Source organism: Planctomycetia bacterium, assembly GCA_034440135.1.
Classification (GTDB): Bacteria; Planctomycetota; Planctomycetia; order Pirellulales; family JALHLM01; genus JALHLM01.
The window spans coordinates 1-10,506 of sequence record JAWXBP010000337.1; the positions used below are offsets into that span (position 1 = coordinate 1).

General features: G+C 58.9%; 12 protein-coding genes. 3 read left to right on the forward strand and 9 right to left on the reverse strand.

Annotated elements, in window-relative coordinates; translation table 11 throughout:
- On the forward strand, window positions 1-736 hold a 736-nt coding region (locus tag SGJ19_20200; GenBank protein MDZ4782575.1), incomplete at its 5' end, for a DUF1080 domain-containing protein.
- Between the two features lie 9 nt (window positions 737-745).
- On the opposite strand, the gene SGJ19_20205 is transcribed toward SGJ19_20200, so the two are convergent.
- The 7 genes from SGJ19_20205 to SGJ19_20235 all read right to left on the reverse strand — a co-directional run bounded on the left by SGJ19_20205 (window position 746) and on the right by SGJ19_20235 (window position 7,857).
- On the reverse strand, window positions 746-1,219 hold the full coding sequence (locus SGJ19_20205) for a hypothetical protein (GenBank protein MDZ4782576.1): 474 nt from the start codon (window positions 1,217-1,219) through the stop codon (window positions 746-748).
- A gap of 69 nt (window positions 1,220-1,288) precedes the next feature.
- Window positions 1,289-1,435: a hypothetical protein gene (locus tag SGJ19_20210; GenBank protein ID MDZ4782577.1), complete on the reverse strand. Its 147-nt coding sequence runs from the start codon at window positions 1,433-1,435 to the stop codon at window positions 1,289-1,291.
- Window positions 1,436-1,822: 387 nt separating this feature from the next.
- On the reverse strand, window positions 1,823-3,586 hold the full coding sequence (locus tag SGJ19_20215) for an N-6 DNA methylase (GenBank protein ID MDZ4782578.1): 1,764 nt from the start codon (window positions 3,584-3,586) through the stop codon (window positions 1,823-1,825).
- On the reverse strand, window positions 3,475-4,464 hold the full coding sequence (locus SGJ19_20220) for a hypothetical protein (protein MDZ4782579.1): 990 nt from the start codon (window positions 4,462-4,464) through the stop codon (window positions 3,475-3,477). Before SGJ19_20220 ends, SGJ19_20215 begins: the two co-directional genes overlap by 112 nt.
- 147 nt (window positions 4,465-4,611) lie before the next feature.
- Complete coding sequence (locus SGJ19_20225) at window positions 4,612-5,517, reverse strand: IS1595 family transposase (GenBank protein MDZ4782580.1); 906 nt, start codon at window positions 5,515-5,517, stop codon at window positions 4,612-4,614.
- A 304-nt stretch (window positions 5,518-5,821) separates the two neighbouring features.
- Window positions 5,822-6,625 carry a hypothetical protein gene (locus SGJ19_20230; protein MDZ4782581.1) on the reverse strand — a complete coding sequence of 268 codons (804 nt, stop codon included), beginning with the start codon at window positions 6,623-6,625 and terminating at the stop codon, window positions 5,822-5,824.
- A gap of 476 nt (window positions 6,626-7,101) precedes the next feature.
- A complete protein-coding gene (locus SGJ19_20235; GenBank protein ID MDZ4782582.1) occupies window positions 7,102-7,857 on the reverse strand; it encodes a YdjY domain-containing protein in 756 nt (251 codons plus the stop codon).
- 60 nt (window positions 7,858-7,917) lie between these two features.
- On the opposite strand from SGJ19_20235, the gene SGJ19_20240 reads away from it, so the two are divergent.
- A complete protein-coding gene (locus tag SGJ19_20240) occupies window positions 7,918-8,310 on the forward strand; it encodes a hypothetical protein (GenBank protein ID MDZ4782583.1) in 393 nt (130 codons plus the stop codon).
- Between the two features lie 114 nt (window positions 8,311-8,424).
- Here SGJ19_20240 and SGJ19_20245 read toward each other — a convergent pair whose 3' ends face one another.
- Window positions 8,425-9,123, reverse strand: a complete 699-nt coding sequence (locus SGJ19_20245; protein ID MDZ4782584.1) for a hypothetical protein — start codon at window positions 9,121-9,123, stop codon at window positions 8,425-8,427.
- Between the two features lie 360 nt (window positions 9,124-9,483).
- Here SGJ19_20245 and SGJ19_20250 point away from each other — a divergent pair, with 360 nt between their 5' ends.
- Window positions 9,484-9,936, forward strand: coding sequence for a ferritin-like domain-containing protein (locus SGJ19_20250; GenBank protein MDZ4782585.1), 453 nt, complete (start codon window positions 9,484-9,486; stop codon window positions 9,934-9,936).
- A gap of 131 nt (window positions 9,937-10,067) precedes the next feature.
- On the opposite strand, the gene fliS is transcribed toward SGJ19_20250, so the two are convergent.
- On the reverse strand, window positions 10,068-10,506 hold a 439-nt coding region (gene fliS / locus SGJ19_20255), incomplete at its 5' end, for a flagellar export chaperone FliS (protein ID MDZ4782586.1).

The window sequence follows — 10,506 nt, forward strand, 5'->3', positions numbered from 1 at the left end:
CTTCTGCGTTGCCGGCTGCGGCGACAAGCGGACGACCGACAAGGCTCACGTACACCAAGACGCGGTCTCCAAGGACAAGGACCACCCGCAGCCGCGCGACGGGGCCACCCCCCTGCCGCCAACGGCCAAGGACGCAGCAGCAAAAGACGGCGCGGCGACGAAGGACGGCGAGCCGACGAAAGACGACGCCATCAGCCTGTTCGATGGCAAGACACTGGGCAAATGGAAGAGCACCAACTTCGGCGGCGAGGGCGCGGTCGAGGTGAAAGATGGACAGCTCATCATCAACTCGGGCTCGCCGTTGTCGGGCGTGACCTGGCAGGGCGAGCCGCCGGCGAAGATGAACTACGAGATCTCGCTCGAGGCCCAGCGCGTCGAGGGCAGCGACTTTTTCCTGGGCCTGACCGTGCCGGTGAACGACACCGCGATCTCTCTCATCCTCGGCGGCTGGGGCGGGTCCACCGTCGGCCTGTCGAGCATCGACGGCGGCGACGCGGCGAACAACGAATACACCACCTACGAGACCTTCAAGAAAAAGCAGTGGTACAAGGTGAAGATGGTGGTAAAGCCGAAGCAGGTCCTCGTCTTCATCGACGGCAAGCAGGTGATCGACGCGAACATTGAGGACCGCAAAATCGAAACGCGCATCGAGGTGGACCTGAGCAAGCCGCTGGGCATCGCGACCTTTTCGACGACGGGGGCGTTTCGGAACCTACAGATGAAGAAGCTTAAGTGACGCTTCTCTCTATCGCTGTTCCTCTGACAACATCAAGGCCTGCTCGGTCCAGTCGAAACTAAAGTTCAAGCGATGGCTCTGCTCCAGCCAGGTCGGTGTGCGGGCTGTCATCATCCAATCGCGCAAGATCGGGAACGCGTCGCGCGCGAGCATCGTTTTGGCGATCGATCGCAGGGGGCTCGGCACCGGGCGGACCGAGATGCTCCACGTCGGCGTCATCCGGGTGCCTTTGACCATGGCGGCGGAGGGGATTTGCAACACCGAGTATCGGCAAGCGAGGATCGGACACGGGCCGCCGCGCTTGAGCTGCGTGAAAAGGTTAATGGGCTGATACGGCCAGACGTCAGGTGAAACACTGGCGCTGTACCACACCTCCATGTTCTCCACGTTCGGCACATCACCAAACGCTGCGTCGAGTTGTGCGGTCCCCACAGGGTAAGAAAACCCGCTTGGGATTTTGGCTTTCGACGACGTGGTCACCATTGAACAAACTCCACGTCGCACCCAAAAAATAACGGAATTATATACTTGACAGACCACGCCTGATAGCCCTCATTTGGGCTTCGGTCGGCTCTTGCGGAGGGGCTTCGGTGCCGCAGGCGGTTTGGCGTTGACCGCCTTCTTAAGCACCTGCTCAAGGGTCATTGGGTAGAAGGAAATCGGCTTTTCATTGCCGCCTTTTCGGGGTTTTTCGTCCATTGGATTGTCCTTCGCATGTAGCAGTGGACTACACCGTACGACGCGCCGCAGAGGCAATCGGCCGTGTCGTGCTCAATGTCTTCGTCGGGGCCTAGTTTGCTCTTCCACTTCCCCGACGGGATCTGCTTGGACGCATGCGTCCATATCCCGTTACGGGCGTAAATAGCCACCTTTTCATAGCCGGATTCGTACGCACTGTTGTCCTTACAGTCCTCATATCCGAGTCCAGAGAAAACAGCGATCAATGAACTAACCAGCGGCGAACGAGGCGCTGGCCATTTATAGCCGGGATGGTGACTCCACCATTCCGTCTTATCATCAGCGGCATACGCAATGCAGTTGTATTCACCGTCTGGATCACTAGTGACCTCATGCCTACCGATCGCATCACCGAACTGCTGATCTATCCACGTCATTTATATAGCCCCGTTGTGTGCCCCATTCGATCCATGCCGCAACCATACGCTTTACTTTTCCGGCATCTTCTGGTGGAACAGGGTTGGCACCAGTTATCGCGTTTAGAGCTGCGAACCAGTGACTTGGTTTGCATTTTAACTCCGCGAGCAAAAGCGGGACGGCACTTAATCCCATGCCGATGATACTCTGATAGACGGGATGCGACGCCATAGCCTCAACGTTTGCCCCTCTAGGTCGTTCCTGCTCCCATTGAACGAGCAGACGGCTAAACTCCTCTTTGATTCCCCTCTCATCTGCCAGCGCATCGACAATGGTTTTTCCGAGCGAATTGGCCTCACTCATCCGCCGCTTGATCCAGTCGAGCAGGCCATCAACCAATGGCATTTTGAATCGCGCCATACGTGACGGCGTGATCTTTCGCCCGTAGCTGAATCGCCAGCTTTCCGTCCGAACAACGGCCGCTGCAACATAAAGCATTTCAATTGGCACGCCGGGCTTAGGAAACAACAACAGGCAATCATCGGTGACCCCGCATGGTAATCGCTGCACAAAGCAATCGCCAATGCTACCTGTGCTCGGAACGGTTGCAAATGGAGGCTTAATTAGATTGGTGTATTCAAAGAACCCGTAGCAGCCGTTGTATTCGCCAGACGATGACACTACAAGAGCGTCACCAGACTCTAACCCTTCCTTACTATGAAGCTCTCTCTGGCCATAATAGACATAGAAATAGTTGCCGAGCAATCCCGGCTCGCCATCGATCGTGAACGCTTTTCGTCCGGTGATTGTCGAATAAGGACGCCCTGCCAAACTACCGTTATCTAAACGCTGATAAAACATCGCGAGGCGATCGGCAAAGTATGAATGCAGCGATGCGTCGCTACGGAACATCGTGTCCACTTCGCGCCTGATGTGCGATTCGCTTGCTACGGCGGATTCGATGTACGCGCCAGGTGACCAATCTTGTGTTTTCGTATCTAGCGTCCGCCAACTTCGCCAACCAGCTAACTCCGTTCGATTGTGCAAGGCGTCCAGTGTTTCAGTCAATTGCTCGCCTGGCTGGTCCACTCGAACGTTCTTTTTCAGTCGATAACCATCGTTCTCGATCCGTGCAAAAAAAATCTTATTGTCAGGCTTGTGCTTTACGCCCTTTTCGAGAATTGCAATATTGGTATATGCGGTCGCGTACGGCTCAAAAAGTTCATTGGGCAGTTTGATTACTGCTTGCAAGGTGTTGTCACGCAGAACGTGATGTCTCCACTTCTTTTTAACGCCGGTCTTTCCAAGCATGGACGCCGGAACGACCATCGCTGCCACCCCGCGCACACGGAGGGCTTCGAGCGCGCGATCCACAAACTTCTCTGGCTGATCGTCACTTTTTTTGTGAGGGAACGGCGGATTGCCCAAGACAATATTAGCTTTGCTTTCAGGATACCGCGGGTCAGTGAAGCAGTTGCCCTTAACAACTCCGCTCGTTCCATCTCCGCGCAAAATCATGTTCGCCACACACAGACCGGCTGTAAGCGGGTCGCTTTCAAATCCCCACAAGTGGCCACTTACTAGGTTGCGAATTTGCTTGGGCGTCAATTGTCGCCCGCCGATCATTCTGTAAAGGCTCGCGATTAGAAACCCGCCAGTGCCGCATGAAGGATCAACGATAACGTCCTTCTCCCGCACGTCCACAAGATCGGCCATAAACCGGGTGATGTGGCGTGGCGTGAAGAATTGGCCAATTGTGTTTGCGCCGGTGTAGCGAAAGAAGTGCTCGTAAAGTGCCCAAGATAGTCGTGCGACCCCGTTAAGGTTGGCACATTAAGCAGACGAAGAATGCGGATAATCTTGTGTGCTTCGTTTTGAAGAGTTTCGTTTGCCTCATCAAGCGTAAGACTGTCTTCAACCTCTGATTTGCCAGCCTCTCGGAATGCCTTGCGGCAAGCGGTGTTGATTTCCGTCAGAACATATTCAGACTGATTGGTGATCTTTCCGCCGGTCCGCGAAAGCGCCAGCATGAAAGCTGCTACAACGGCAGGGCGACGCGCATCACTAATATGGCATTCACGTAGAACGCGATTGATCTCGTCTGCCTTGGCCTCAAGCACTTCGGGTGGCGGCACCTCTGGATCAAGAGCAAATAAGTCGGGATTATGAAGAAGCCTTTGCGTTTCGTCTGGCGTTGGCAGCCATTCGATTGGGCTTTTGCGATACTCGATCGGACGCCAGTGCCCGTTCTCTGGTTTCTGCACGCGGACTTCGATGTGCTCTTCCGCGCTGCCGGCAATGCCTACAGCCAACACGTCAATGCCTTTGCGAATAAATTCGCGCGCGTAGTTGCCAGCTTCTTTGCAAGCCAAGTCGATTCGATTGGGATCTGCTTTGGTTTCACCGATCATTAGCGGCAGGGACCGGCTCCGATCTATGACGATGAAGTCAGGATACCCCTCGCTGTCGCCACTCTTTGATGCTAGGGCGAGGCAATCAGTCAGTTGTGGAAAGTCGCGGTACTCGTTGCGCCAAAGCAGATTTCCCTTTGGTGGGCGCGCAATATCCCACCCGCGAATTTGTAACAGTTCGCGCGCGGCTACTTCTGCCCGACCTTCGGATACTCGTGCCAAAGCGCAGCTCCTGTCGCCCGACCGTTCCAACGGCGAACGGTATTCTGAACGACCATTCTCGCAGGTCGCCACCGATGGGTCAACACCTCGGGCTCCGCCCTACGGCACTAGCCAATGAATCGGTTCTCCCGGTGGTTTGCCTGCAATTCAGCCGGGCTGACGATAAAGCAGCCGTTTGCCTTCAATCTGCTTAATCGCTTCCATAGTGCGTGCCATGTCGTTGATTTTGCGATGATCCCACCGGAAATCGAACTCATCGCAGTAGCGCTGAAGATGCTTCTTGCTGACATGATGAAAGGTCCCGTACAACCCACGCTTGATCAGGGCGAAGCTGCTCTCTGCCGTGTTCGTGCTCTCGCCGTTCGGCCCGACGTACTGATGAACAGCGTGGGTGACGACGCCGTGACCGCCAGCGTACTCGCCACCGATGCCCTTATAGCTGGAGTTTTCGTCGGTCATGATCGCGGCTGATTGGTGGACGTGCTCGCGGATCGTGGCCTTGAGAGTTGAAGCGGTCACGTCGCAGATAACGCGAGTGCGCTTGCGGCCGCCGCGCTCGACAAGGGTCTGGATCGGCTGCTTGCTCGTGCCGCGACCGCGCTTGTGCGGGCCGGTCAACTTGCGGGGCTTGCCTCCGCAGTAAGCCTCATCGACCTCGACGGTGCCGGTCAACTGAAAGGTGCCGTCGTCACGCATCGCAAGGCGAATGCGGTGGCACATGAACCACGCTGTCTTATACGTCACGCCGATTTCGCGGTGAAGTTGGTGGGCGCTGATGCCCTTCTTGCTGGCACACATGCGAGCGAAGGCGTAGACCCAATCGCGCAGCGGAATCGGGCTGTCCTCGAAAATCGTGCCGACGCGAACGGTGAACTTCTGGCGGCAATCACGGCACTTGATCAAGCCCTTAACGCCAGCAGCACCGCCAAGCTTCACGACGTTGACGCTGCCGCAGTGGACGCAGCCGGGGCCTTGCGGCCAGCGGACAGCCTCAATCATGGCGCGGGCTTCTTCTTCGGAAAGGCGGGTGAGATGTGCGGCGTTCGTATCCATGGGCTAAAGTGTAGATGAAAGACTATGGTCTGTCAAGTATATAATTCCGAAAAATAACCCGCGCTGCTGCAGAACTGCAACAACGCGGGCTTCCGGGGGCTTGGTTGGCGTCAGGTAAAACCAACACCTGACGCAGGTATCTTAATTTTCGAGGACTAGGGTGTCAATCCCTATTTCATACAAAAATCGTCGTTTTCAGCGCAAAACCCAAAAAAGATTCCATCGAATGACGTTTCATGCTTACCGGTGCAGTCAAGCTTGGCCACAAAGTCAAGAGTTGACGGCCACTTACACAGCTACCTCGCTAGGCGGCGGCGGGGTCGCGCACCTCCGGGATTTCCTTGAACACCGGCCGTGTCGGGTCGAGGCACTCGATCAGGAACGCCATCCGCTCGGTGAACCGACCCAGGTGCCCCACAAACCAGCCCGCCAACGACGGGTGCCGCGACAGCCGGTTCACCTGCTCGATGATCGCCTCCTCCGGCCGGCCTTCGGCATCCAACGGCACACACTGAATAAGCAGGATTCCGGCTCGGTCAGCGGCCTCATAAAGCAGGTCCGAGCCCCAGTGCCCGCGCACGATCATCAGCGAGTCGCCCGTCACCGGCAGCAGGTGCCGCTCATGCACCAGGTCCACCGGCACCACCGCGCCGATGTTGCACGCCTGCCCGTTCACCGACAGCGCGGTGTCGCCGGGCAACCGCCAGTGCCGCACGCTGGTCAGGCCAAACGTGCCGGTCCAACGGTCCGCCGGCTCATCGTCGACCATCAGGTTCACGCTCAATTTATAGAGAGGCTGGTCGCCCATCCCCGCCGGCCACCAGCGCCGCGGCTCGACGATGCGCACCTTCACCGAACCGTTGTCAGAGCGCGGCATCAGGTGGATCGCCTCTTCATCGTGGAAGCCGTCTTCGGTGTCGACATCGACGCGCACCTGCACATCGCGCGGCAGGCGGGACACCGCCCCGAAGCGCCGCCGGGCCAGCGCCGCCAGCGGCAGCGGCTGCTGAAGGTTCACCATCACTTCGACCACCGCCTGCTCTTCGTCGACGTAGCGGACGAGCGGGCGGATGGATGAGAACCGAGTGCTGCTGGCGGGAGCGTTCATGGGGCGGCCCTCCATTTCACTGTTCAATCATTCAGAAAAAACCGCGAGGAAAAAACTTGCTTGCCGTTAAATCTTACGATTATGGTGACGTAGTCAACGCGGGCTGAATCATTTTTTCAATAAAACCCAACTTCAAATTACCGGACGCTGGCATACGCAAAACACACGTCACTGTTATCGGTCGGTCCGGCCTACCTGTTGTACGAGCCAACCCTGCGATCATTGCCAAACTGCAGTTTTCGGTGGGTCACGGCGGTTGGTGCGAATGAACCGCTTCCGGCGACATCACAGATGGCGCGGCTCCGGCTTCTTTCAAAAATGGAGAGATTAACAGCGAAAGTGATGCGTTCGTAGGGTCCGCTGTGCGGACCGTTCTTCATTCGCGTTGTGAACTGATGGTCCGCACAGCGGACACTACGGAGCGCGGATACTCAAATGAAATGATGAACAAAAGACGCCGCAGAGATGACGCCGACTCACTTCTGCTCCTGCTTCTTCTCTTCTTCCTTCACCGCCGTTAGCCGCAGCACGATCTTGGTGCCCGTCGCCGGGATCACTTTCGAGTTCGCGCCCCACGCGTCGTTGCCGCCGCCGCCCTCCTGCCCGCCGCGCTTGTCGGTCACCCGCGACAGCACCTCATCCCCGAAGTTCACCAGCGACAGAATGTTCCCTTCGATGTCCGCCACGTAAACCGAGGCCCCGTCCGCCAGCTTGTGCTCGCGCGACCCGGTGAACAGCCAGATGTTGTCCGCCAGCGGCTTCTTCGTCTTCTGATCGAGGATCCATTCGTGGGCCCCGACCTCCACCGTCTTCCCGTCCTTCTCGTACCGCACCGTCACCGCGACCTTCGGCCCGTGCGGCGCGTGATACTTCCATTCCTCGTTCACCCGCTCGGCCCGCAGCGGCTTGCCCGGTGTCAAACCGATCAGCAGCAGCGCGCCATGAATGTGGCTCGGCTTCGCCGCCAGGCTGATGATCGACTCGTGCTCCCGCGACTTGGGCATGCACGCCAAGAGCTCCAGCCAATCCGCCTGGAGCGGCAGGATGATCTTGCCTTCCACATCGACGGTCTTGTTCTTGCGATCGATGGTGATGCCCGGCAGCTGCGCCTCGGGCGCCTCGCGCTGCGGCCCCTTGGGCGCATCTTCCGCAAGCACACCTGCCGGCGCGAGCGACAACAGCACCGCGACCGCCACGAAAATGAACGCACGTTGATCGATGGATGAAGGCATGCAACTGGCCCTTGAAAGCTGAAGGATCATACCCCGTCGCTACCGCATTACACTACGCCAATGCCGAAGCCTTCGGAAGCGCAAAATCAAGACGGGCCGGAAAGCGAAGACGCCTCGGCCGGGCTGCACGCGGACCGTTTGACGTGGGCGGTGCTGCTGGGGCGGTGGATCGATTTCGCGCGTGGGGCGGTAGCCCTGCCGAATGATGCCGAGGGCACGCGGATGCGCGAGTCGATCCCGGACATCATCATGCTACAGGCGGTGTGGTTCGCCTTGCAGCATCTGCAGGAATTGAAGGCAGACGAGCGGTCACTGGGCATCGCGCGGGCCGAGGTGCTCATCGAGAAGCACGAGGGGGCGCTGCGGAAGCGATGGGGTGCGCTGCCGGATAAAGTGAGCGAGCTGGTGGCGGATGCCCGCGAACAGTTGAGCGCAGCGCACGGCACTGCTTGATGCCACTGGCAGTCCGCTGCCAGTGCCTCGACGCCCCGACGATCGTTGATCCTGGGCACTGGCAGCGGACTTCCAGTGGCATCGGACCGCGCACAACCTTGCGGTCGATCCCGCTTACTTCGTGCCCGGGTCCTTCGCATCGATCTTCGCCTTCACCATCTCCCACGCCACCTTCTGTAGAAACGCGGCGTCAACTTTCGGCAATTCGACCAGCGGCCGCATCTTGCCCGGGTCGCCGGTCATGAGCTTGCCGGGCAATCCCTCTGGCGAGACGCCGTAGATCACACCGTAGAACACGCAGGCCGCGAGATACGTCCCCGCCGAGGATGGGTGGCTCTGATCCTTGTTGTAAAGCTTCAGGTCCGGCCGCTGCTTGCGGGTCGCCTCCCACGCGAGACCCACCGGTAAGACCTTCGATTCCGTCAGCTTCGCCAGCTCGTTGTACGTCTTCGCGATCGCCGCCTGCTTGTCGGCCTGGTTCTCTCTTGCCCAGGTCATGAACCACAGCGGCGTCGCCTTCGCCTCCTTCGCGAGTTCCGCCAGCTTCTTCCCGTACTCGATGGTTTTGTCCGGGTACGCGAACGGCATCTGGCTCTGCTCCTGCATCACCACGAAATCCCACTTCCCCTCGGCGATCTTCTTGGGCGCCTCGCTCTTCTCGTCCTCGACATGGCGCTGAAGCGTCCACCCGCCGGGGGCGAGCGTCACGAACTCGAAAGGTCGCTCGCGCTTCCCCGCCGCGGCGAGGGACTGGATCATCGCGGGCAGGTTGTTCACGCTGGTGTAGCTGTTGCCGATGAACAGCACCCGCATCGGCGGCTCCTTCGGCCCGGCGAAACAGGGGCTGGTGAGCAACAGACATGCGGCAATCAACAGCCATTGGCTAAGGTATTGGATCATGGGAACACACTTTCACCGGCGCGGGTAGTATCGTCATTGAGAGTAACGGCGATGCGCTGCCGGAAAGCAATCGCATGTAGCCGCTCGACGGTGCCACGGGTCGGCTTTGCCACCCGTGTGTGTCAGCATGTGTCCACACGGGTCGCCGAGCCGACCCGTGGCACCGGTACATGCGATGCCCTGCTCGCCGCGGAGAGAAGCCGAGGCGTTTGCTGGCCCTTCTCGCCAAGCCTACAGTTGTACCAAGAGTCCCGTTAGATCAAGGAGCCATTCATGGACAAGCAGAAGCTTATCGAGAAGTTCAACCAGGCCGTCAGCCTCGAGCTGGGCGCGTTGCTGCAATACAACCAGTACTCGCACGTGCTCACCGGCCCCGAGCGGCACGTCTGGCACGAGTGGTTTGAAGAGACCGCGAAGGAAGCCTACAGCCACGCCCGCATCTTCGCGGCGAAGGTCGTCGCCCTCGGCGGCGTGCCCAGCGTCGAGCCCGCGCCCGTCAAGCAGACGAATGACCTGGTGCAGATGCTGGAGAACAGCCTGGAGGTCGAGCGCCGGGCGGTGCAGATTTACACCGAGGCCCGCCACCTCGCCGAAGGCAATTTTGCGTATTGCAACCTGCTCGAAGACCAGATCCAGGACGAGCAGGACGACGTCGAGGAAATCGAAAAGTTCCTCAACAAGGTGAAGCCGGCTGCCGCGAAGCAGACCGTGAAGCAGGTGGGCTGACTTAGAATATCGGAAGTTGCCTTGGAGGTGCCACGGGTCGGCTCGGCGACCCGTGCTATTCGGTGCTGCGCGTCACGGGTCGCAGAGCCGACCCGTGGCACCGCAATTGGCACCACCCTGTTGGGATGGTGCTACGCGTTCGTCGACAAGCTGCTGATCGCCGTCTGTTGGGCGCCGGTGTCAACGCCGGCAGCGGTGACCGCCTGCTTCTTCATCAGCAGTTGCCAGGTTTCCTTTTCGTACTCGATGAGCCCGATGGCCTCGTCCACTTTCGTGGACGTCCGTTCCATATTGGCGTCGACGAGCAGGCGGTAGATGTAGGTGTAAAGGGCGCTGAGCTTCGAGTAAAGGTCGGCGTCGAGGTCGGAGTTGAGGCTGGTCGATAGCTCAAGCACGATCTTCTGGGCCCGCATCAAGCCGTGGTAGCTCTGCTCGTAATTCTTCCGGTCGATGGCGTCCTTCGCCTGCCGGCAGAACTTGATGGCGCCGTCGTAGAGCATCAGCCGCAGCTCCTGCGGGCTGGCGGTGAGGATCTTGGTGCGGAGATACGGGTTTGCGGCGGCGGTGGAC

What these genes read in the sequence shown, in the direction of transcription:
- SGJ19_20205 (MDZ4782576.1), bottom strand. Translation starts at nt 1,219, where the DNA reads ATGGTGACCACGTCGTCGAAAGCCAAAATCCCAAGCGGGTTTTCTTAC.
- SGJ19_20210 (MDZ4782577.1), bottom strand. Translation starts at nt 1,435, where the DNA reads ATGGACGAAAAACCCCGAAAAGGCGGCAATGAAAAGCCGATTTCCTTC.
- SGJ19_20225 (MDZ4782580.1), bottom strand. Translation starts at nt 5,517, where the DNA reads ATGGATACGAACGCCGCACATCTCACCCGCCTTTCCGAAGAAGAAGCC.
- SGJ19_20230 (MDZ4782581.1), bottom strand. Translation starts at nt 6,625, where the DNA reads ATGAACGCTCCCGCCAGCAGCACTCGGTTCTCATCCATCCGCCCGCTC.
- SGJ19_20235 (MDZ4782582.1), bottom strand. Translation starts at nt 7,857, where the DNA reads ATGCCTTCATCCATCGATCAACGTGCGTTCATTTTCGTGGCGGTCGCG.
- SGJ19_20240 (MDZ4782583.1), top strand. Translation starts at nt 7,918, where the DNA reads ATGCCGAAGCCTTCGGAAGCGCAAAATCAAGACGGGCCGGAAAGCGAA.
- SGJ19_20245 (MDZ4782584.1), bottom strand. Translation starts at nt 9,123, where the DNA reads ATGCGGGTGCTGTTCATCGGCAACAGCTACACCAGCGTGAACAACCTG.
- SGJ19_20250 (MDZ4782585.1), top strand. Translation starts at nt 9,484, where the DNA reads ATGGACAAGCAGAAGCTTATCGAGAAGTTCAACCAGGCCGTCAGCCTC.